The organism is Pilosibacter fragilis (assembly GCF_032490495.1).
Taxonomy (GTDB): domain Bacteria; phylum Bacillota; class Clostridia; order Lachnospirales; family Lachnospiraceae; genus Pilosibacter; species Pilosibacter fragilis.
In genome coordinates this window covers 188,904-210,577 of the sequence record NZ_JAVYJB010000006.1, presented here as the reverse complement: position 1 = coordinate 210,577, position 21,674 = coordinate 188,904, and the positions used below count along the sequence as shown (strand labels likewise).

Annotated in this window: 18 protein-coding genes and 1 riboswitch; of the genes, 14 read left to right on the top strand and 4 right to left on the bottom strand. The window is 49.0% G+C overall.

Annotation, left to right across the window (positions count from 1 at the left end):
- Positions 1-10 precede the first annotated feature (10 nt).
- Positions 11-2,602: an S-layer homology domain-containing protein gene (locus ABCW45_RS07955; RefSeq protein ID WP_343220618.1), complete on the top strand. Its 2,592-nt coding sequence runs from the start codon at positions 11-13 to the stop codon at positions 2,600-2,602.
- 252 nt (positions 2,603-2,854) lie between these two features.
- Here ABCW45_RS07955 and phnE read toward each other — a convergent pair whose 3' ends face one another.
- The 3 genes from phnE to ABCW45_RS07940 form a co-directional block, all read right to left on the bottom strand.
- Positions 2,855-4,417, bottom strand: a complete 1,563-nt coding sequence (gene phnE / locus ABCW45_RS07950) for a phosphonate ABC transporter, permease protein PhnE (RefSeq protein WP_343220617.1) — start codon at positions 4,415-4,417, stop codon at positions 2,855-2,857.
- A gap of 87 nt (positions 4,418-4,504) precedes the next feature.
- Positions 4,505-5,263: a phosphonate ABC transporter ATP-binding protein gene (gene phnC / locus ABCW45_RS07945; protein ID WP_343220616.1), complete on the bottom strand. Its 759-nt coding sequence runs from the start codon at positions 5,261-5,263 to the stop codon at positions 4,505-4,507.
- 49 nt (positions 5,264-5,312) lie between these two features.
- Positions 5,313-6,413, bottom strand: a complete 1,101-nt coding sequence (locus ABCW45_RS07940) for a phosphate/phosphite/phosphonate ABC transporter substrate-binding protein (protein ID WP_118607036.1) — start codon at positions 6,411-6,413, stop codon at positions 5,313-5,315.
- Between the two features lie 634 nt (positions 6,414-7,047).
- Positions 7,048-7,155, top strand: a riboswitch (TPP riboswitch).
- Between the two features lie 358 nt (positions 7,156-7,513).
- On the opposite strand from ABCW45_RS07940, the gene thiE reads away from it, so the two are divergent.
- From thiE to fliB, 11 genes are all read left to right on the top strand, one after another.
- On the top strand, positions 7,514-8,149 hold the full coding sequence (gene thiE, locus ABCW45_RS07935) for a thiamine phosphate synthase (protein WP_343220615.1): 636 nt from the start codon (positions 7,514-7,516) through the stop codon (positions 8,147-8,149).
- Positions 8,150-8,524: 375 nt separating this feature from the next.
- A complete protein-coding gene (gene thiD / locus ABCW45_RS07930) occupies positions 8,525-9,334 on the top strand; it encodes a bifunctional hydroxymethylpyrimidine kinase/phosphomethylpyrimidine kinase (RefSeq protein WP_015554066.1) in 810 nt (269 codons plus the stop codon).
- Positions 9,331-9,993, top strand: coding sequence for a thiaminase II (gene tenA, locus ABCW45_RS07925; RefSeq protein ID WP_117485368.1), 663 nt, complete (start codon positions 9,331-9,333; stop codon positions 9,991-9,993). The genes thiD and tenA overlap by 4 nt, the downstream gene beginning before the upstream one ends.
- Before the next feature lies 1 nt (position 9,994).
- Positions 9,995-10,747: an ABC transporter ATP-binding protein gene (locus ABCW45_RS07920; protein ID WP_343220614.1), complete on the top strand. Its 753-nt coding sequence runs from the start codon at positions 9,995-9,997 to the stop codon at positions 10,745-10,747.
- Between the two features lie 68 nt (positions 10,748-10,815).
- The gene (locus ABCW45_RS07915) at positions 10,816-11,556 is read left to right on the top strand and encodes an ABC transporter permease (RefSeq protein WP_117485407.1); all 741 of its coding nucleotides are present in this window, start codon (positions 10,816-10,818) and stop codon (positions 11,554-11,556) included.
- Between the two features lie 73 nt (positions 11,557-11,629).
- A complete protein-coding gene (locus tag ABCW45_RS07910; protein ID WP_343220613.1) occupies positions 11,630-12,709 on the top strand; it encodes an ABC transporter substrate-binding protein in 1,080 nt (359 codons plus the stop codon).
- A 558-nt stretch (positions 12,710-13,267) separates the two neighbouring features.
- Complete coding sequence (locus ABCW45_RS07905) at positions 13,268-14,491, top strand: hypothetical protein (protein WP_343220612.1); 1,224 nt, start codon at positions 13,268-13,270, stop codon at positions 14,489-14,491.
- A gap of 128 nt (positions 14,492-14,619) precedes the next feature.
- The gene (locus tag ABCW45_RS07900) at positions 14,620-15,156 is read left to right on the top strand and encodes a methylated-DNA--[protein]-cysteine S-methyltransferase (RefSeq protein WP_343220611.1); all 537 of its coding nucleotides are present in this window, start codon (positions 14,620-14,622) and stop codon (positions 15,154-15,156) included.
- A 152-nt stretch (positions 15,157-15,308) separates the two neighbouring features.
- Complete coding sequence (locus ABCW45_RS07895) at positions 15,309-17,021, top strand: AAA family ATPase (RefSeq protein ID WP_343220610.1); 1,713 nt, start codon at positions 15,309-15,311, stop codon at positions 17,019-17,021.
- 181 nt (positions 17,022-17,202) lie between these two features.
- A complete protein-coding gene (locus ABCW45_RS07890; protein ID WP_343220609.1) occupies positions 17,203-17,718 on the top strand; it encodes a hypothetical protein in 516 nt (171 codons plus the stop codon).
- A 73-nt stretch (positions 17,719-17,791) separates the two neighbouring features.
- Positions 17,792-18,967, top strand: coding sequence for a flagellin lysine-N-methylase (fliB, locus tag ABCW45_RS07885; protein ID WP_343220608.1), 1,176 nt, complete (start codon positions 17,792-17,794; stop codon positions 18,965-18,967).
- A 383-nt stretch (positions 18,968-19,350) separates the two neighbouring features.
- On the opposite strand, the gene ABCW45_RS07880 is transcribed toward fliB, so the two are convergent.
- A complete protein-coding gene (locus ABCW45_RS07880) occupies positions 19,351-19,752 on the bottom strand; it encodes a MerR family transcriptional regulator (protein WP_343220607.1) in 402 nt (133 codons plus the stop codon).
- A gap of 141 nt (positions 19,753-19,893) precedes the next feature.
- Here ABCW45_RS07880 and ABCW45_RS07875 point away from each other — a divergent pair, with 141 nt between their 5' ends.
- Both ABCW45_RS07875 and ABCW45_RS07870 read left to right on the top strand, forming a co-directional pair.
- Positions 19,894-20,736, top strand: a complete 843-nt coding sequence (locus ABCW45_RS07875) for an aldo/keto reductase (RefSeq protein WP_343220637.1) — start codon at positions 19,894-19,896, stop codon at positions 20,734-20,736.
- Positions 20,737-20,839: 103 nt separating this feature from the next.
- A complete protein-coding gene (locus ABCW45_RS07870) occupies positions 20,840-21,649 on the top strand; it encodes an epoxyqueuosine reductase (RefSeq protein WP_117471233.1) in 810 nt (269 codons plus the stop codon).
- The last annotated feature ends 25 nt before the right edge of the window (positions 21,650-21,674 follow it).

Here is a 21,674-nt window from a genome sequence, read left to right as displayed (position 1 = left end):
GGGAAAATCAATGAGAAATCCAGAAAAACAAAAGAAACAAAGAGAACGGATCTATGCGGCACTGCTCTGCATCTGTACGATGCTTTCTTTAGTTTCTGTGCCTGTATTGGCGGCAGAAATGAGAAAAGGAGCGGGCAGCCATAAACATACCCCGGAGTGTTATACGTGGATGGAAAAATGTGTCCATGAACATACGCTGGAATGTTATCCGCAGAAGGAGATAACGGAATCTGCGGCCACCTCATCTGATGCGGTGGAGGCCACCGAGTGCCGCCATGTATGCAGTGAGGAAAGCGGCTGCATCACAAAAGAATTAAATTGTCAATATGACAGCGAAAGCACTCCAATAACAGCAAAAGCGCTTATGAAAAATAAAGCGATCGCCACCCGGTCCAATGCGCGGAAAGTCTCTTCTATCGATCGCGCACAGGAAATGATCGATGCATTGCCGGACGTAACGGATATCAATAACGATAACATCGAGGAGGTAAGGCTTCAGTTTAAGGCTGTTGAGGACGCAATGATACAGCTTTCCGTCGAGGACTCGGTCGTACTTGATATCGCTCGCTATCTGAAGGTTGCCGCGGTGCTGTATGGACCGTTTCCTGACATCCAGAATCCTATCCTCGGCACAGATATTAAATGGACGATCAGCAGAGACAATAAGACCATTACGATATCCGGTAAAGGGGAAATGCCTGATTTCGACAATACTAGTTCCGGTAAAAGGTGTCCCTGGGAGGACAAAAAGTCTGAGATTGACAAGGTGGTCATAGAGGAAGGAGTGACAACGATTGGACAAAATGCATTTAGTAAATGCATAAGACTCAGTGAGGTGCAAATTCCAAAAACAGTCAAAACAATAGGGAGTGCCGCTTTTAAGGGCTGTAACACCCTCAGGCAGATTGATATTCCCGGTAGTGTCAAATCTGTGATGCCCTTCGCGTTTCATGAATGCCCGCAACTTGGGCAAGTTCACACCCATTGGAAAGATCCGGATGAAGCAGTCTTGTCATTTGCATTTTATCTGCCCGGTGAATCATGGCCGGAGAATCTGAAGATATACGTTCCTGACGCGTATAAAGAAATATTTGCAGCTGCATGGACAAACTGGAAGGTAATGGGCGAAACTTACACGGTCTCTTTTAATGGAGACGGAGCACCGGGATATATGGAGTCAGTTGAAGGCATATCCGGGGATTACGTTCTTCCGGAGTCTGGTTTTTCATATCAATCAGCGATCCTTGATTACTGGGCGCTGGATAATCCTGATGGAGAGGAAGCGGGCTGCCCGGGAGACATTTTTCCTGTTACGGAGAATGTGGTGTTTTATGCCAGCTGGAGACTTGTGATCGTGATACCGGAGCCCGAAAATCCGGATGTGTGTATTCACGCATGGGGCGAATGGCAGAGCAATGCCGATCAACATTGGAAGAAATGCATCCACTGTGAGGCAAGTGACATCAGGGAAGATCACTCCGGCGGAACAGCCACCTGCAAAGATCAGGCGGTGTGTTCTGTCTGCGGCGCGGCTTATGGGGAACTGAATCCAGATCATCACACGGGCGGCACCGAGGTGCGCGGCAGAGTTGAGGCCACCGCCAGCGCAGATGGCTATACGGGGGACACCTATTGTAAGGGCTGTGGTATCAGAATTGCGGCAGGACAGGCTATCCCGAAGGATCCTACGACCCCGACGACACCTACGACCCCGACGACACCTACGACCCCGACGACACCTACGATTCCGACGACACCTACGATTCCAACGACACCCACGGTTCCAACGGTCCCGACGACCCCGAAAAAGGACAGCAGCAGTTCCGGAAGCAGCGATGATACCACAAGCTATATGCTGAACTTCCATGCGAACGGTGGCGGCGGCATAAGTGCAATTGGGGGAACCTACGGTAAGACGGTCAGCCTTTCCGATTATATTCCGACCCGTGAGGGCTATGATTTTACCGGCTGGTATTCCGACCAGGCATTGACACAGAGGATCACGGAACTCAGGATGATCGGAAACAGGACGGTTTACGCCGGCTGGATAAAGAGCGATCCAGACGCAGGGACGAATCCATTTACAGATGTGTATGCGAACGATTGGTTTTATAAGGTTGTGATGTTTGTCTATGAGAAGGGATTGATGTCCGGAATCAGCGCAACGACCTTTGCACCGAACACCAATATCACCCGTGCCCAGATCGCGGTGATCTTCTACCGTATGGCGGGCAGCCCTGCCGTTGAGGGAAAGAACCACTTTACGGATGTTGAGTACGGTCCCGGTACCGTAGGGGTTTACGATGCGGTAACCTGGGCACAGCAAAACGGTATTATGGGAGACTCTGACGGCAAGAAATTTGGTCCGGATGATCCTGTTACGCGTGAACAGCTTGCATCGATCTTTTATCGCTACGCACAGGTCAAGGGTTATGATACTACGCAGAGTGGCATGGCAGCCGGCATCGATCTTCTTGATCTGAAGGGCACGGTTACCCGCGCTGAGACTGCGGAGATGCTCCATCAATTTGTAGAAAAACAGGGACTGAAACCTGTTGCTGCGTCGACAGGCGCGACAGAATGGAGGAAACCGACGAGCTAAGACAATATATATGGCTAACTATCCGGTAGAAGGTGAAACCTGAGCACAGGCGGCTGATGACCTGTGTGTCCGGGTCAAAAAATGAATAAAAGACCTTTTGACATCGTTGATTATTTTGTGTCAAAAGGTCTTTTTACTATTTATAAAATCTATGTAGTTCATGCTGGACGTCAGTTGTAGAAAGCATATTTCTGGGCAGGATGGAATTTCTGCAAACAGTCCTAAAAAGAGATGAAAGAGCAGGGATTTATTTTATCTGCGTGAAGACAGAATATCCACGCCCCACACAAGCAGAATCAGTCCCAAAAGGATCGCTCCAGCCTTATTCCAGTCATACTGGTTCATCGCGAAGATAAGCGGTGCGCCGATCCCGCCTGCGCCCACGAGTCCGAGAACGGACGCCTCACGGATATTGACGTCAAAGCGGTAGAGGACGGCGGAGCAGAATGCTGGGGCGAGCTGCGGGAGAACGCTGTGGCAGACGGCTGGAACCGGGTGGACACCCATGGCGAGGAGCGCCCGGTACGGGCCGGGATCGATGGCCTCCAGACATTCGGTGAAGCGCTTTGTGAGAAGTCCGATGCTGCAGACGGCTAACGTCAGGACACCTGTGAAGGCGCCGGGACCGGAGACCCGGATAAAGATCAGACCATAGATCAGAAACGGGATCGACCGGATCGCCATGAGGATCAGGTTAAAGAAAAAAACGGTCGGAGCAGGGACAAAGCGTCTTGTGTTGAGAAAGGCAAGGGGTGCGGCAAGGAAAGCACCGATGGCTGTTCCGACAATGGCAATGCAGATGGTCTCAAGAAGCAGATAGCCGAGCCCGTCTTTCTTTGCGGAGAAAAAGAAGCTCCAGTCCGGATGCGTGAGTCCGGCTGCCATACTTTTTAACGCCGCGGCACTTGTCCTTGAAAAATCCGGCGGGGTCTGGGCCGCGAGGCAGAAGAGGAAGAGGGCAGTGAAAACGAAAAGGATCATCCGTACAGAGACACAGGCTTTTTTAGACAAGGCTTTGCTGCCTGAAAAAAGTTCTGTAATCTGTCCGCTGTGGATCACAGCTGTAAAATACCGGTTTGCGTACTCGATGACACAGACGGTGAGAAAGAGCAGCAGCAGGATCGTTCCGACCTTGTGGAATTCCCTCCAGGAGATCTTTTCGTTTAGGATCAGGCCGATCCCGCCTGCCCCTACGTATCCGAGGATAGAGCTGTGCCGCACATTCGTTTCAAAGAGGTACAGGGCGTTTGTCAGAAACGCGGGCAAAATCTCCGGCAGGACGGCATGGATAAATGCCGGGAAACGGGCGCAGCCCATAGAGATAAGGGCCTGATAGGGGGCTGTGTCCGTATGTTCCGCATCCTCGTAGGTGAGCTTAGTCATGATCGCAAAGGTGTAGAGAGTGATCGCGAAGGTTCCCGCAAAGGTTCCGAGTCCGAAGAGAAAGGTCGCGGCGAGCGCCAGGATCAGCGCCGGAAAAGACCGGAGTATCTGGATCAGGAGACGCAGCAAACGCCTTGCCCAGGACGGAAAATGCAGGGGCACAGCGCCGAAAGGGGAAACGATCAGTGCCAGAGCGGATCCTGTTACGGTACCAGTAACGGACATCTGGATCGTGTAAAAGAGCGGCAGCAGGATCTTTGGAAAATAAGAGAGATCCGGCCGCATCATGTCGGCCGCCAGATCTGAAAGATGGGAGCTCCTTGAAACAAAAAGAGCCGGATCACATCCGGTGAAGGACGCGGCGGCGTAAAAGCAGAGAAGGAAGAGGATCCAGCCGGCAGGTTTTATATAATTTTTTCGATTTCTGTACATGGATTGCTTCCTCCTCTGAAATGCTTCTCTGCAAGGATCCGTTGGGATGGATAAATGCATAAATAGCAGAGTCCTATTATTCATAACCTAAGACAGGTGGGAGTCTTCGAGACTAAGATAAATGTTTCTCAAGATTTCCTCATTCATTTCCGATGGCGTTCCATCAAAAACCACATTTCCGTCCTTCAGCCCGATGATCCGGTCGGAAAACTCCTGAGAAAATTCAAGGTTATGGCTGTTCATAAGAATCGTGACGCCATCCTTTTCCTGAATCTCCTTTAAAAGTGTCAGGATCTGCCGCCCAGTGACCGGATCCAAGGAGGCGGCGGGCTCATCAGCCAGCAGTATTTTTGGATGACGCATGAGGGCTCTCGCGATGGCGGCGCGCTGTTTCTGACCACCGGAGAGATTTTTTACCGGTTCTTCTGATTTTTCCAAGAGTCCCACGCGGTCAAGAAATTTCAGTGCTTCTGCCCGGCGCTTTTTTCCATAGATTCCGAACACAGCGGGGAAAAATCCCATATCCGGCAGACAGGCAGTGAGCACATTTGCAAGGCAGGTGGAATTTTCCACGAGACAGAAATCCTGATAGATGGTGCCGATGGATCTCTTTACATTCTTCCTGGCGGTTTCGGACATGGACGATATGTCGCTGCCATCAAAAAGGACAGCCCCGTCCCCCGGCGTCTCCATGCCGTTTAAGATCCGGAACAGGGTGGTTTTTCCAGCTCCGGACGGACCGATCACGGAGACGAACTCGCCCTGAGGGATGGTAAAGGTTACATGGTCCAGGGCGCGTGTCCCGTTTTTAAATTGTTTTCCAATGTTCTGAAGAACGATTTCCATGAAGATACCTGCCTTACAAATAATGAATCAGTAAAAAACTGGAACCTGTTTAGTTCATAGACTTTAACATTTCCTGTGCGGCGCGTTCCCCGTCATAGTTCGCGTCATCGCCCCACTCGTAGCCGACCTGACTGAAGACTTTGATGATGTCTTTGCCTTCATCAGTTCCTGCGATCTCGATGAAGGAATCACCGAGAGCCTGACGGAAGTCAGCGTCCTGCATAAGGTCGGAAGTTTTGCTGTATGCGATCATATCGTTGTAGATTCCCTCTGTGACGCCGATGATGCCTGTCTGCTTTACCATATCATCAGTGCCGCCGAATTTCTCTTTCCAGTCCGGCGCATATTTTGTGCGGATATGGCCGTAGGAGACCATGAGGTCTGCCTGTCCGGAGGCGAGGCGGGCAAGGGAGGTGGTGTAGGAATCAGACTGGACCGCATTTGCGAGGTCAGCGATGGTCTTTCCGTAGCGCTCGTTTAACCATAAGGACGGATAAATGTAGCCGGACGCGGAGGTCGGTCCCATGACTGCCCAGGTGGCGCTGTTTAAGTCATCCCAGGTAAGTTCCTCGCCGTTGTTGACCTTTGCCAAGAGCTCCTGACCTTTTTCACTCGGTCCTGCGAGAATGATGGAGCGGTAATATGTGCTCATTTTGTCTGTGTTTTCCTCGATGGTGCCGTCGTTCCATTCCTTCGGATCTTCGGAGTCCTTGTTGATGGCGTAGCGGAGAGCCGTGAGGAGAACGTCGCAGTCATCGGAGAACAGGACATAGTTTCCTCCGGAGATAAATCCGATATCAGCGCTTCCTGCGCTCAGTGCCTCACCGACAGCAGTGTAGCTTGTTCCGACGGTCATGTCGATGTCTTTGACATCGTAGCCTTTTTCAAGCAGTGTTTCTTTTAAAAGGTTCTCTAACGGCTCTGTTGCTGTCGTGATCGTATCTGCGTCCGCGTACGGGGAGAAAGCGATCTTTAAGGAATCGATGGATTTTGTCTCTGCGGAAGCGGCTGCTTCAGAAGTGCTTTCCGCAGAAGCGGCAGCTGTGGTCTCCCCGGTGGAAGCAGCCGGTGCGTCCGTTTTGGAAGAACATCCTGCAGTGAGTCCGAGGCAGAGCGCCAGGGAGAGAGCGGGTACAACAAATTTTCTCATGATAATACCTCCATAGCCCGTCAGGGCAGAATATATTTTCTGCTGAAAGAATGGGACACCGGGAAATACGGTGAAATAGTTTCAATATCCGCCAATGGTCAGGACGCTGTGGGAGCGTGAGTGTTCCGAATAAAATGAAATAGAACGCGTTCAGCTGCCATAGATCCTGAAGATACAGGCGGATAAAGAAAAAGGCATGCCTTCTGCAGCATGCCGTAAAAATGACTTTCAGGCAGAATGCTGACAAGCCGCGGACATGGATCCGCGGCATGGGACGGTCGATCCTTTCTGGGATCCTCTCAGCCCGGAACACGGACTCCCTCGCAATCTGGTCTTCGTCATCAAGTAATTGAATTGACCGCAGCACCAGGGCGCTCCCCCTCATGCTGCATTCCGTTAACCGTTATGGATTGTAGCACAGGAGAGGGAAAAAGGCAAGAGAGGAAATTCCTGGAAGGTCCGCCGGAAAAAAGATAGACGGGGAACACAAGGCTGTAAGCAGGCTGCACTGACACATGAAAAATATCGATGGATCCATGCGAAATTCGCAGCCTTGAAAGCATGTACGAAACCGGGTGCAAACTTGACTTTTCCGCGCGGAAAGTATATAGTAAGTCTTGTCAGAAAAAAGAAAATAAACAGACCGGGGAGCCTGACAGATCAGGCTGAGAGTTGGCTGCATCGCCAAGACCCGTATACCTGATTTGGATCATGCCAACGTAGGAAGCTGCTGAAGAGAAAGAGTAGAAGTGGAGATACCTGCGGGTGTCTCCTTTTTTTACGCGAACAACGAGCCAAAGTCCGCACTTGCGCGAGACCTTGGCGACTGTCGCGATAACAAGGGGAAACTCGCGAAGCGTGTTTTCACTTGTTATTACAGGAAATTCCGGGGAATTCCCTGTTACAAAAAAGGCACTAACGTGCCAATGCTGCGCACTCGTGCGAAGATGCAGATCGTCGCAAGTGACCGCGCGGGGCGCATCCTTTTTATGATATGCATTCGAAAGAATCTGCTGATGACAGGTCGGCAGGTAAATTGAAAGGCAGAATGGCTTGAAAAATATGTCTGGTGCGTATTTCGATTTTTTAGGAGGTAAGATATGAACTGCAGACCGGAAGATATGCTGCTCTACGCGGTGACAGACCGCGCGTGGTTAAATGGTGAGACTCTGGAGAGCCAGGTGGAAAAGGCTTTAAAGGGCGGAGCAACATTTGTTCAGCTGAGGGAAAAAGAGCTGGATGAGGAGATGTTTTTAGAAGAGGCGAAGAAGATCAAAAAGCTTTGTGCCGAATATCATGTTCCCTTTGTGATCAACGACAACGTGGATATCGCCCTTAAGGTGGACGCGGACGGCGTTCATGTGGGACAGAGCGATATGGAAGCGGGAAAAGTGAGAGAAAAGCTGGGACCGGATAAGATCATCGGTGTTTCCTGTAAGAATGTGGAGCAGGCGCTTCTCGCGAAAAAGCACGGGGCGGATTACCTCGGCGTCGGAGCGATGTATCCGACAGGAACAAAAAAGGACGCAACAGCGGTGACACCGGAGGCGCTTTCTGCGATCTGTCAGGCGGTGGATATCCCGGTAGTCGCCATCGGCGGGATCAATAAGGACCGCATAGAGCCCCTTAAGGGAACCGGTGTGGATGGCGTCGCAGTCGTCAGCGCGATCTTTGCGGCAGAGGATATTGAGAAGGCGACACGAGAACTGAAAGAGGCGGTAAGAGAAATCTTATAAGACTTAAAAGAGTTGTAACTATTCAGTACCTTCATAGTTACGTGCAAAAATCCATTCCAGATCAGCTTTGCTGATGGGATTTTTGCCTTCCAGCCTATGTTTTCTTACGGTCAGCGCAGCAAGTGCGCAGACCTGCTGAACAGTTGCAATAATTTCAAAAAACATAATTTTTTAAACATTATATTCAAACGCGCCAATAAGCCAGAAGAAAAATACTACCTGCCTGAAAATATGAATTCTAAATTCACAGAGCAGCAATTTTCCCTCTGGGTTTTGGAATAGATTAAGCGGAAAACATTTCCGCGGCGGCACATTGGGGGCACCACCTTGCGTCGCCTAATAAAAAGTTATTGATGCCTGAAAGGAGTTTTTATGATGAAGACAGCATTAACGATCGCTGGAAGCGATTCCAGCGGAGGCGCCGGCATCCAGGCCGATTTAAAGACGATGATCGCAAACGGAGTATACGGAATGAGCGCGATCACAGCACTGACGGCCCAGAATACGACCGGCGTCCAGGGGATTTTCGAGGTAACACCGGAATTCCTGGAACAGGAGATCGACAGCGTATTTACGGACATCCGTCCGGACGCGGTAAAGATCGGAATGGTTTCTTCTGCGGGACTGATCAAGTCCATCGCAAAGAAGCTTCATGAACACAAAGCAGAAAATATCGTTGTGGACCCGGTCATGGTGGCGACAAGCGGATCAAAGCTGATCAGCGACGATGCCATCGGCACATTAAAGGAATACCTGTTTCCGATGGCGGCGGTCCTGACCCCGAATATCCCGGAGACAGAGGTTTTATCAGGGATGGAAGTAAAGTCCGCCGAGGACATGATCGCGGCGGCAAAACAGATCAGTGAGACCTATCACTGCGCGGTCCTCTGTAAGGGCGGTCATCAGTTGAATGATGCCAACGACCTGTTATACCGCGACGGCAGCTACCGCTGGTTCAACGGTAAGCGTATCGACAACCCGAACACCCACGGAACCGGCTGCACCTTATCGAGTGCCATCGCTTCCAATCTGGCGAAGGGTTATGACCTCGATACGGCAGTGGAACGTGCGAAAGCTTACATCTCCGGAGCGCTGGCAGCCATGCTGGATCTCGGACATGGATCCGGACCGATGGATCACGGATTTGATTTTCGCGGAAAAGGATTTGCGGAGGAACAGGCATGACGATGACAGAACGCCTTTTAGAGGCAACAAAGGAGATCTGGGACGGCTATAACGAGACGCCTTTTGTAAAGGGAATCGCGGACGGCAGTCTGGATCATGAAAAATTCAAATATTATATGATACAGGATTATCTGTATCTTCTTGACTATACAAAGGTATTTTCCATCGGCACGGCGAAGGCGAAAAACCTCGACGCTATGCGCCTGTTCGCGGGTTATACCCATTCGATCCTGGACGGTGAGATGGATATCCACCGCGCGTACATGACGAGACTCGGAATCGCGAAGGAGGAGGCGGAGCAGACACCGGTCGCTCTTGATAATCTGTCCTATACCTCTTATATGCTTCGTGTCGCTTACGAGGAAGGAGAGGCGGAGGTCATGGCGGCGATCCTTTCCTGCGCGTTGAGCTATGAGTTTATCGCGAAGAAGATCCTTGCGGAGTATCCGGCCGCAGATAAGCATGAGTTCTATGGGGAATGGGTCAGCGGATATGCGTCCGATTCCTACCACGAGGACAATGAGGTGCTGGCAGACCTGATGAACCGCCTGACGGAGGACTATTCCGAGAAGCGGAAACAGCATCTCGTGGACATCTTTACAGCATGCTCCCGCTACGAGGCGGCATTCTGGGATATGGCATGGGAAATGAGGCAGTAGGATGCTGAAATTTGACAATGTAAGCTTTCAATATGATGTGGAAGATTTCTCCATCATTGACCACCTTTCCTTCGAGGTACAGGACGGGGAATTCGTGTCCGTCATCGGCGCTTCCGGCTGTGGTAAGAGTACGATCTTCCGGCTTGTGAACAAGCTCCTTCTGCCGGCTTCCGGCGAGATCCTGGTGGACGGAGAGTCCATTGAGAAGAAGAGAAACTACTGTGGATACATGCCGCAGCAGGATCTTTTATTTCCATGGCGGACCGTGAGGGAGAATCTCCTGCTGCCGATGGAGATCCGGGGCGGATATTCGAAAACGGAGATGAGAGAGAAAGCGGACGCGGCGCTGGAATCTGTTGGTCTTAAGGACTGGGGTGATAAGAAGCCGAAGGAGCTTTCCGGCGGCATGCGCCAGAGAGCGGCGTTTGCGAGAACGGTGCTCACAGGTTCCGAACTTCTGCTCCTCGATGAGCCATTTTCAGCCCTCGATTACCTGACGAGGATCTCCATGCGGGAATGGCTTTTAGAGCAGTGGGAGAGGGAGAAAAAGACAGTCCTTTTTATCACGCACGATGTGGAGGAAGCGGTCTTTTTGTCCAGCCGGATCCTGGTTGTAGAGGAATCACCGATCACCCATCTGCGGTCCATTGATGTTCCGGCAGAATATCCGAGATCCAGGGACGAGCTTCGGAAACCGGAGATACTGTCCCTGAAGGAGGAGCTGATCGGTATGCTGAGGAAGGAGACGTCATGAGTAAGAAGATGAAGAAGGATCATGCGCGGGTTCCTTCCGGGGCTTCGCGCGGACAGACCCATAATTTTCTGAGTACAAACCTTCCGGCGGCGATTCTGGTGGCAGCTCTGCTGATCTTCTGGCAGGCGGCGGCTATGGGAATCGACGCGGCGTATATCCTGCCGTCACCGACCCAGGTGGTGGTACGGCTCTGGGAGCTTAGAGGTCCGTTATTTAAGGCACACCTTCCGGCAACGATGTCGGTGGTGGGGATCGGACTTCTGATCTCCATTATTCTTGGCCTTGGTCTGGCCGTTCTGATGGATGCCAGCGAGACAGCGGAAAAGGCACTTTATCCGCTTATCATCGCGTCCCAGACGATCCCGACGACAGCTCTGGCACCGCTTTTTGTACTCTGGTTCGGATATACGATCTGGAGCAAGGTGCTTGTGACGGTGCTGATCACATTTTTCCCGATCACGATCACGGTATTCGACGGATTTAAGTCGGTGAAGACGGAGATGGAAGAGCTCTTGTTCACCTTTGGCGCGGATAAACGCCAGATTTTTATGAAGTTAAAGGTTCCGGCTGTCCTGCCCTGCTTTTTCTCAGCGATCAAGATGGCGGTTCCGTTATCGATCATCGGAGCGGCCATCGGTGAATGGCTGGGAGCTCAGAGCGGACTTGGATACTTCAGCAGGAGGATGATGACACAGCTTGATGGAGCCGGAGTGTTCGCACCGATCTTATTGTTATCGGTGGCGGCGATGGCGGCTGTCTGGGTGGTCACACTGCTTGAAAAACGGATCATTCACTGGAGAAATGAGTAGAAAACACAACATGAAATTCTGGCTGACCAGTGAAAGAGCAGGACAAATTATTTTGATAACGAAAGGAAATGACATGAAAAAAGGAATGAGAATCGCTGCAGCGGCGATGGCTGCGGCTTTCAGTATGACAGTACTTGCAGGATGCGGTAAGAGTGAGACAAAGACAGCGGAGACGACGGCAGCGGCTTCAGCGGACAACAGCAGCGCGGCAGAAACAACAGCAGCTTCCGGTGAAAAAAAGGATCTCCGTGAGGTCAACGTGGTATTGGACTGGTATCCGAACGCGATCCACACCTTTATTTACACCGCCATCGAGCGCGGATATTATGCGGAGGAGGGACTTGATGTGAAGGTCCGCTTCCCTGCGAACGCGAATGACGCGCTGGCACTTGTCGCTGCCGGCAAGGCGGAGATCGGAATGTATTATCAGCAGGATGTGATCCAGGCGGTTGCAAATCAGGGAACGAAGATCAAGTCCATCGGCGCGATCGTGCAGTCTCCGTTGAGCATTGTACTTTCTTTAAAGGATAAGAATATTACAAGCCCGTCCGATCTTGTCGGAAAGACAGTTGGATACGGCGGAACAGCTCTCAGTGAGTCTATTGTGAAGACCATGATGGAGTATGTGGGCGCGGACGCGTCAGATGTAAATCTGATCGACGTTGGATTTGACCTGATGAGCTCCATGACTACCGGCAACGTGGATGCCACCATCGGCTGTCTTGTGAACCATGAGGTTCCGCAGCTGGAGGAAGAGGGCTTTGACGTCAATTATTTCATGGCAAATGGATATGGCATTCCGAATTATTATGAGGAAGTGTTCCTCGCAAATAATGAGATGATCGAGAGTGAGCCGGAGGTCTTAAAGGGCTTTTTACGTGCATCTGCAAAGGGCTTTGAGGACTTTAAGAAGGATCCGGACGGCTGCCTCGCGATCCTCATGAACAACCAGAATGAGGAGAATTTCCCGCTGACACAGAGCGTTGAGGAGAAATCCTGTGAGACTCTGCTGCCGCTTATGGAGACGGAGGATGCTCCGTTCCTGACACAGACGGAGGAGTGCTGGCAGGAGAACATCGACTGGATGCTTGAGAGTGGATTGATCGATCAGAAGGTTGAGGTTTCTGATGTGATGGTGGACCTCGGGGAGTAGGTTCCTTGGGGAAATCTTATAGGAATTGAGAAATACCGGGATGGCGGGGAGACTGCTGTTCCGGTATTTTTATGGTCTGAGTCAGGAAAAGAGAGGTTGGGGCAACCTGGCGGAAGTACGCGCAGGTCAGCTTCCGGCTCCTGGTGCTGTCGATTTCCAGGCGGTTCCTCTATGCTTGCAGAAAAATGCTAAGGGCGGAGAAAATGGGACGCAACTCGCTTCGCTCAGACAAGCGCCCCATTTCCTCCAACGTATTTTCCTGCGAGCCAAGAGGAAGCCAGGCCTGTAAATCAGGCACCCGGTTCCGGAGGCTGACCTGCGCTGGGGATTGAAGATTTAAGTATAGATCTGGATGATGTATATAGTTGTTACTGTGGAAAAGAACGCTTGTTCATATGAACGATATGTATTATAATTGAGGTTAGATAACGTTTTTTCGAAGAAAAAAGAGATGTCTGGATGGAGGAAAACTGTACTGTTTCGGTTTTTGAAAATCAGTCATCGCGTCCAGAGGCAGTCCTGTGCTGGATATTGACGAGATTAAATGGGAGGAAGGTTATGGCGGAACAGATGAAGAAGGAGAGGGCAAGGCGGCTGTTTTTGATCGCTTTCGTCCTGTTTACGTTTGCGAACGGATTTGGCGGCAGTATTATCTCGAACTATTTTAAGGGCGTGTATCAGGTGGACTCGGTGCAGAGGGGGCTTTTGGAGATCCCGAGGGAGCTGCCGGGAGTTGTGGGAGTGTTTGTGATCGCGGCACTGTCGGGATGTGGGAATCTGACGTTGGCGATGATCAGCTTCTGCCTGTACGCGGTGGGAATGTTTGTCCTTGGACTTTTATCTCCGGGATATCTCTTAATGCAGCTGTTTGTGTTTACCTATTCTCTCGGGGATCATATTGTCATGCCGGTCCGGGATGCGATCGCGATGGATCTCGCGGATGAGGGGAAGACGGGAACGTTTCTCGGAAAATATCGGGGATATGCGACGATGGGATCTATGGCGGCATCGCTGCTTGTATTTATCGGATTCCGGTACGGGGCGTTCTGGTTCCGGGCGGACAGATCAGTCGTTCCGTCGTTCTGCGTGTCACTTGTAGTCGTTGCGGCGGCGTTATTCTTCCTGTGGAGACTGAGAAGAGAGGTTCCGGCCCTTGATGTGCGGAAGCATGATGAGAAGAAAAAAGGACTGCCGCTTAAGAAGAAATACATTCCTTATTATATCGTTACGGGGGTTTATGGTTTCCAGAAACGGATGCGTCTGGTGTTTGCACCGTGGATCATTATCGAGCTCCTTGCGATGGGGGCAGATACGGTGGCGCTTCTTGGAATCGTGGCGCATTTTGGCAGCAGTATGTTTGCTCCGCAGATCGGAAAATTTCTCGACCGGTATGGTGTGAAAAAGGGACTTGTTCTGGAGAGTGTGACGATCGGGGCGATCTTTCTGTATGCAGCCTGGGCGGTCCATGGGATCACGTCAGGTGTGTTTACGGGGAGAGTGGAGCAGATCTTTGCGTTCACGGCATATATTTTTATTATGATCGCAGATCATTTTAACGCGGTCCATGTGATGTTAATGAAAAAACTCAGCGACTCTCCGGCGGACGTGATGGAGAACCTGTCGTTTGGGCTCAGTGTGGATCATGTGCTGGCAGTGACGGTCTCCGGGCTTTTAGGCGCTGTCTGGAAGTTTGTCGGTCCGGAGTGGGTGTTTGTATTGGGAGCTGCGGTCTGTCTGGTGCATTTCGGGGTGGCTGTATGGCTTGGAAAGAGAGCAAATTAGATTTCCATTTTTGCAAAGAAGTTTTGGGGGAACGTGGTATGATAGATTCAGAAACTTGGAAATCATGTGACAGGTAAAGAAACTGCGGAATGACTGCTTCAGAGGATATATTTGGGAGGAACGAGGATATGATCTTTGTATCACACTATGATTCACCGCTTGGAATGATCTATATGGCGGCGGATGATGACGTATTAAAAGGAGTCTGGTTTGAGGGGCAGAAGTACTTTGCTTCTGGATTGGATAAGAAAGAGACGGAAGATAAGGAGACGCCTGTTTTGAAGCAGACGAAAGAGTGGCTGGATCTTTATTTTGCCGGGAAAGAACCGGAGTTTCTTCCGCCGCTGGCGCCGGAGGGCTCAGAGTTCCAGAAAAAGGTATGGAAGATCCTGCTTATGATCCCGTATGGAAAGACCATGACATACGGGGAGATCGGCAGGAAAGTCGCTGAGATGTCCGGGAAAAAGACCATGTCTGCCCAGGCTGTTGGGGGCGCGGTCGGTCATAATCCAATCTCGATCCTGATTCCGTGCCATCGGGTGGTCGGAACGAACGGCAGCCTTACTGGGTATGCGGGCGGAATCGAGAAGAAGATCGGGCTGCTGAAACTGGAACGGACGGATATGTCTGAGATGTTTGTGCCGAAGAAAGGGACGGCGCTGTAGCGGGAAAATATGAATAAACAGCAGGGCTGTCGTTGCGGCAATTTTTTGCGGAACGACAGCTTTATCTATTGTAAAGATGGATAGCGATTGCTTTCATAATAAATTTCTGATAAAGTGTAATTAGCTGCAAAGTAACGGAAGGAGCTGATATCATGGATGAATTTTTAAAACTGCCGGTTGGCATCGATAATTTTGAAAAGATCCGTCGAAATGGATTCTACTATGTCGATAAGACGAGCTTGATCGAGCAGCTCTTTTCGAATTGGGGGGAAGTTAATTTATTTACCCGTCCGCGCCGTTTTGGAAAAACACTCAATATGAGCATGCTGAAATATTTCTTTGAAATCGGGACGGACCGGTCGCTTTTTGACGGACTCCATATTTGTGCCAATGAAAAGATCTGTTCTGAACATATGGGAAAGTACCCGGTGATCTTTCTTTCATTAAAAAATGCAGAGGGATTGAATTTTGATACAGCGAAATATCAGATGGTCGAACTCATTGCGAGGGAGGCAGAGCGGTTTCCTTTTTTGGCAAAGGACACAAATTTATCGGATCGTGACAGGGAAAAGTATAGAGTGTTGACTGCATTTGCAGATGGACATTATCAGATGAGTGATGATGTACTGTACGGTTCTCTGCAGACGCTTTCCGAACTTCTGTATAAGCATTTTAATCAGAAGACGGTTATTCTGATCGATGAATATGATGTACCGCTTGATAAGGCATTTCAGCATGGTTATTATCGGGAGATGGTCGCTTTGATCCGGGCGCTGTTCGGAAGGGCACTGAAAACAAATGAGGCTTTAGCCTTTGCAGTATTGACTGGATGTCCCAGGGTTTCTAAAGAGAGTATTTTTACGGGATTAAATAATTTTAAGATCCTGTCGATTACGGATTCGCGGTTTGATGAACAGTTTGGTTTTACAGATAAAGAAGTACAGAAACTTCTCGCAGATTATCACTTGGAAGCGAGATTTTCGGAAACGAAGGAATGGTACGACGGTTATCGTTTCGGCAATGTTGACGTGTACTGTCCGTGGAATGTCACTAATCATATCGACCGAATCAAGGACGATCCGAATGCAAGACCGGAAGCATACTGGATCGATACCAGCGGAAATGACCTTGTAAAGCGCTTTGTAGACAAGGCAAACAGAACAACCCGGAATGAGATCGAACAGTTGATTGCCGGGAATGCAATTGAAAAAATGCTCCGTCTTGATCTCACATATGATGAGATCGATAACAGCATCGAAAATCTCTGGAGTGTTCTATTTACCACTGGATATCTCACGCAGGCAGGGATGACAGAGGATGGCGCGTACAGGCTCGTGATTCCAAACCGGGAGATCCGTGAAGTGTTTAAATTGCAGATCCAGGAGTGGTTTAAAAAATCAATTTTCAGCAATACGGAGCAGCTAACTGCTTTCTGGAAAGCTTTTGAAGAGGGAAATATGGATGGAGTTGAGATGTATCTTAATCGGATCATGAGCAATTCCATCAGTGTTTTTGACATAAAAACTGGAGAAGAAAAAAAAGAAATCTCATACCATAATCTTCTCGTGGGTATTTTAACGGGGAACGCAGACTGGCTTGTGAAATCTAATGTTGAGGCGGGAGAGGGATTTGCGGATATTATCGTGGAAACGGAGGATCCGAATGCAGGTATTGTTGTGGAACTGAAATATGCGAAGGATTACAATAATATGGAACAGGCCTGCAGGGCGGCGCTGGATCAGATCAATGACCGGCGTTATCAGGAATATCTTTTAAATGATGGTCGAAAAGATATCACTCTTTACGGAATTGCCTTCTGTAAGAAACGTTGTAAAGCGATGGTTTCCGGAAACTGTTCTCGGTGAAGATGCAGGGGGTTACAAACAACCGTGTAAGACGTCCGAATGTGTCAAAGTATATTCTTTTTTATAATTGATTGGTGTTAATGATGGATGGGTGTAGTGTAGAAATGTGAAAATTTTGCATTACACCTGTTTTTTATGATATTATGGTAGCGGAAGAATTTAGATTTCGTTGAGGTGCTGCATGAAGATACAGAAAAAATGGCTCTATATACTGCTAACTGCAGCAGGTGTGTTCGGTGTGGTCACAATTCTCTTTTTTTCAGGCGAAAAATGGCTGCGTGATGGCTGGTATTATATCCCTGACAGGGCGATCGCCATTGCACTTGGGCTCTGCGTGTTCTGGCAGATCGTGCTGACAGCGGGGACATGTTTTTTGCTGGCGTGGAACAGAAAGAAATTCGACGGCTGGATGAGAAGGATTATCAGGATATCGGTGATCGTGGCGGCGGTTTTTCTGTTCCTGTTTTTTGCATGGAACTGGTTTCTTTACAGTCTTGGATTTGAGCAGAAAGTGGAACAGTATGATGAACACATTGCCCTGTATGTAACGAATACATTTGTGAGAACGAGATTTCGGTATCCGCATTATATGTATGAGGAAAACTGGCTGTTTATGAGGAGTCTGAGTGATGAAGAACAGCAGGAAGCTGTTTTAAAATACGGAGATCCGGATGATTATTACAGGGAATATCATTAACGGCAGATGCAGATATGCGCCGGAAGAAAAGCTGCAGTTGGAGAGTTATGTGATTCAGAAAGGAAAATAAACGATGCGATATTTAAAACCACACTTTTACGATAAATTTGTCTGTACGGCCGGAGACTGCCCGGATACCTGCTGTGCGGGATGGCAGATCATGATCGATGATGCTTCTCTGGAGAAGTATAAAAACGTGCAGGGGGAGTTTGGAAAACGCCTGCATGGGTCGGTCAACTGGGAAGAGGAGTGCTTCTGTCAGAATGAACGGCGGTGCGCATTTTTGAATGATGAGAATCTGTGTGATCTCTATAAGGCACTGGGACCGGACGCGCTGTGCGATACCTGCCGCCTTTATCCGAGACACACGGAGGAATTTGAGGGACTCAGGGAATTATCCTTATCCCTTTCCTGCCCGGAGGCGGCGAAAATCATCCTTTCCTGCAAGGAGCCGGTCCGGTTTCTTGAGGAGGAGACGGACGAGGAGGATGATTTTGACGAGTTTGATTTTATGATGTTTTCGAGGCTGGAAGACACCAGAGATGTTCTTTTCTCTGTTTTACAGGATCGAAATCTGCCGCTGACACTGCGCATGGCAGTGTGCGAGCAGCTGGCGGAGAGATACCAGATCTGTATGGAGGAAGGAAGAGAGTTTGAGATCGATGATCTGCTTCAGGAATGCGAACGCCATCACAGGGAGGGAACCTTGCGGGAGTTTATATCGGAAAGTCTCTCAGAAAAGGGCGTGGATGCGGCATCTTTTCATCAGTGGGAGTGGCAGAAGGAAGAACTTCAGGTGCTTTATGGCCTGGAACGTCTGCGCCCGGAGTGGGATCAGGTGCTTGACGGGGCGGAAAAGTGGCTGTATCAGGGAAGCAAAGAGGAATATTTTAAGATCTGTGAGGAATTTCACCGGATGTATGGGGCGCTGAGCAGCCATAAGGAAGAGTGGGAAAATCTGGGCGAGCAGCTTTTGATGTTCTTTGTGTATACATATTTCTGCGGAGCCGTCTATGACGATATGGTCTGTTCCAAACTGGAGCTGGCGCTGTTCTCTGTCCGGTGGATTCAGGAATTTCTGATCGTCCGGTGGCTGGAAAACGGGAAGAAGCTGTCCATGCAGGATGTGGAGGAACTCTCCTGGCGGTACGCGAGGGAGATCGAGCACTCCGATGATAACCTGAATGCGCTGGAGGACTGGCTGTTTGGGATGTATGCGCCGGAAGGATGTATGTTGGAGGATGAATAGAGATGATTTCATCCGGTCTTTTCGTGTGATCGGAGCCGGACATATCGCTGCATTTTGATCTGGTTCTGAATGATTTTGTTTTTGGGGGATTTCAATATTAAGGAAACGAGTTTGCTTTCTTTATACATTTTTTGCAAGAGGTACGCGCCAATGAGTCTCCGGGCGCAGACGCTTAGTGGGATTCCGGAAGGGTTCCTCTAAGCTTGCAGAAAAATGCTAAGGACGGAGAACAGGGAACACAACTCGCTGACGCTCAGACAAGTGTTCCCTGTCTTCCAACGCATTTTCCTGCGAGCCAAGAGGAAGCCAGCTCCCGGGATCCAGGCGCGCCTGTGCCCGGAGACTCATCGGCGCTGGGAATTGACTGAGCTGAAAGCGAGGGGTTATTCTCTTAATTCAGGCAGTAAATTACTATAATACATCATTTCCCCAGACAAGACTTTATCATAGAAGCTCTGCTTCCAGTCAATAAATGCGACAGCCTGCTGCAATTTTTCGATAGACTGAAGCAGAGCTTCTCTTTTATTTTGCAGAATAATTTTTCGCGTTGGAATAGATTTTTCTCCTTCAAGGCAAAGTGCGAGATACTCTTTCATTTCAGCAATGCTTATACCGCAATTTTTCAGGCAGTTTAAACTCTGGATCCATTTAATATCGTGATCATCAAACACCCGATAATTTCTTTTATCCCTTTTTACATTGGAAACAAGTCCTTCGTTGCAATAAAATTTCAAATTTTCGTAGGTCATATCGGTTAATTTGCAGGCCTCTTTCATGGAATACATAACATTCTCCTAAAAACATAAAATTAAATTCAAAATGCTGAATTTAACAGCTTGGATCTCAAAAAGTCCTTGACCGGTAGCAGCTACCGGCTGGTAGGATTATAGCATGATGAAAAAAATGAATCAACAGGCAGGGGGAGAATAAATGGAATATATCAGGTTACGAAAGATGAGTGTGAACGATGCGTGCGGGATGCATTGGAAGTGGGATATCGCAGCATTGATACTGCCCAGAGTTATTTTAATGAAGAGGAGGTTGGAAAGGCTATTGAAAAGTCAGGAATTGACAGAAAAGAAATATTTTTAACCTCCAAGGTATGGATCGAACATTTCGGATATGAAGAGTGTAAAAAATCTGTGCTGGAATCTGTGGAAAAACTGCGTACAGATTATCTGGATCTGATGCTGCTGCATCAGCCGTTTGGTGATACTTACGGCGCATGGCGTGCTTTGGAAGAACTGTACAAAGAAGGAAAACTCCATGCAATCGGTATCTCCAATCATTATACAGACCGCATGGTAGAATTTGCAAACTTCACAAATATTAAGCCAATGGTAAATCAGATGGAAACGCATCCCCTTAACCAGCAGAAAACATTAAAAGAATGGGCAGACAAATATGATATCCGGCTGGAAGCGTGGGCACCATTTGGCGAAGGAAGAAACGGTCTTTTTGAGAATGAAGTCCTGAAAACGATTGGACAGAAATATGGAAAAACAACAGCCCAGGTAATGCTCCGCTGGCATATCCAAAGAGGTGTGATCGTAATTCCGAAGTCTGTACATAAAGAACGTATGATTGAAAACTTTAATGTATTTGACTTTGCGCTTGATGAGAATGATATGAACCAGATTTCACAGATGGATACTGCCACAAGTGCTTTTTTCTCACATCAGGATCCAGCAATGGTGGAGTGGTTTGTAAAAATGGTTGAGGAGCGCAAATCGCAGCATGACAGCAGCAAAGAAAAAAAGAACTGGTAAAGCTGCTTATGAGGTGAGTACGCACTTTTTTACTGCTATTGTCACCGGAAGCTGCCGGTGGCAAACTCAGTTGGAAGAAAAAGAAATTAGGTGGGGACAAAGAATGAAAGGCCGTGTTGCAAAATATTATCTGACAGACGGAAGAAGACATACAGATTCAGAAGGTTATAAGACAAGCGTGGCATTTGAAAAATACCTTGCAGACTGCGGTCTTCAGGTGGCGACTGACAGAGACTTTGGAATTACAGCTCTGCGGTGGGCAGGAATGAAGGCGGGAATTGGAATCATACGAAAAAACAATTTCTTTTATACCGAGAAAGGGTCTTATCAGTATCTGGAGGCTTTTTTAATTGATGAGCCGCTTCAGTACATTGTGGAGAATCAGATCAGACCATGCGCTGAGAAATGTAACCTGTGCATGCGATCCTGTCCGACAGAATCATTGGAAGCGCCGTACATGATGTGCAGAAACACCTGCGTTTCCTGCCTGACAACATGGGATGGCTGGGATCTAAGGACGGAACCGCTGCAGAACAAATTCGAAAAATGGATCTACGGCTGCGATGCCTGCCAGGATGCATGGCCCCATAATAGAAAAGCATGGAAAGATACAGAAGAATTCCCAGAACTCGAAGCGTGGAGCAGCCATTTTACGGATACAGAGATCGTTCTGGCGGAATACAGCTGGCTGCGATCCGTCGTGCAGCCCAAACTCTGGTATATTCCGCAGGGGAAAGAGTGGCGGTATAAAACGAATGCGCTGAACGCGATGTTAAATAACTATGATCCGAAATACCTTCCGGTTATTAAAAAAGTATGTCAGGATGAATATTGTGAGGTTCGTGATATGGCGGAGTGGGTGCTTGAAGAGATTGAAAGGAAAGGTATCGGTGAATCGGAAAATGGGCAGTGATGTTGCATATAGAACATAAAATTAC

Excerpts from the sequence above, each read along its gene's own strand:
- thiD (WP_015554066.1), top strand. The coding sequence starts at position 8,525 with ATGAAGACAGCATTAACGATCGCTGGAAGCGATTCCAGCGGAGGCGCC.
- ABCW45_RS07890 (WP_343220609.1), top strand. The coding sequence starts at position 17,203 with ATGAAGATACAGAAAAAATGGCTCTATATACTGCTAACTGCAGCAGGT.
- ABCW45_RS07900 (WP_343220611.1), top strand. The coding sequence starts at position 14,620 with ATGATCTTTGTATCACACTATGATTCACCGCTTGGAATGATCTATATG.
- fliB (WP_343220608.1), top strand. The coding sequence starts at position 17,792 with ATGCGATATTTAAAACCACACTTTTACGATAAATTTGTCTGTACGGCC.
- phnE (WP_343220617.1), bottom strand. The coding sequence starts at position 4,417 with ATGTACAGAAATCGAAAAAATTATATAAAACCTGCCGGCTGGATCCTC.
- ABCW45_RS07870 (WP_117471233.1), top strand. The coding sequence starts at position 20,840 with ATGAAAGGCCGTGTTGCAAAATATTATCTGACAGACGGAAGAAGACAT.
- ABCW45_RS07940 (WP_118607036.1), bottom strand. The coding sequence starts at position 6,413 with ATGAGAAAATTTGTTGTACCCGCTCTCTCCCTGGCGCTCTGCCTCGGA.
- phnC (WP_343220616.1), bottom strand. The coding sequence starts at position 5,263 with ATGGAAATCGTTCTTCAGAACATTGGAAAACAATTTAAAAACGGGACA.
- ABCW45_RS07880 (WP_343220607.1), bottom strand. The coding sequence starts at position 19,752 with ATGTATTCCATGAAAGAGGCCTGCAAATTAACCGATATGACCTACGAA.
- ABCW45_RS07920 (WP_343220614.1), top strand. The coding sequence starts at position 9,995 with ATGCTGAAATTTGACAATGTAAGCTTTCAATATGATGTGGAAGATTTC.
- thiE (WP_343220615.1), top strand. The coding sequence starts at position 7,514 with ATGAACTGCAGACCGGAAGATATGCTGCTCTACGCGGTGACAGACCGC.
- ABCW45_RS07905 (WP_343220612.1), top strand. The coding sequence starts at position 13,268 with ATGGCGGAACAGATGAAGAAGGAGAGGGCAAGGCGGCTGTTTTTGATC.
- ABCW45_RS07895 (WP_343220610.1), top strand. The coding sequence starts at position 15,309 with ATGGATGAATTTTTAAAACTGCCGGTTGGCATCGATAATTTTGAAAAG.
- ABCW45_RS07955 (WP_343220618.1), top strand. The coding sequence starts at position 11 with ATGAGAAATCCAGAAAAACAAAAGAAACAAAGAGAACGGATCTATGCG.
- ABCW45_RS07910 (WP_343220613.1), top strand. The coding sequence starts at position 11,630 with ATGAAAAAAGGAATGAGAATCGCTGCAGCGGCGATGGCTGCGGCTTTC.
- tenA (WP_117485368.1), top strand. The coding sequence starts at position 9,331 with ATGACGATGACAGAACGCCTTTTAGAGGCAACAAAGGAGATCTGGGAC.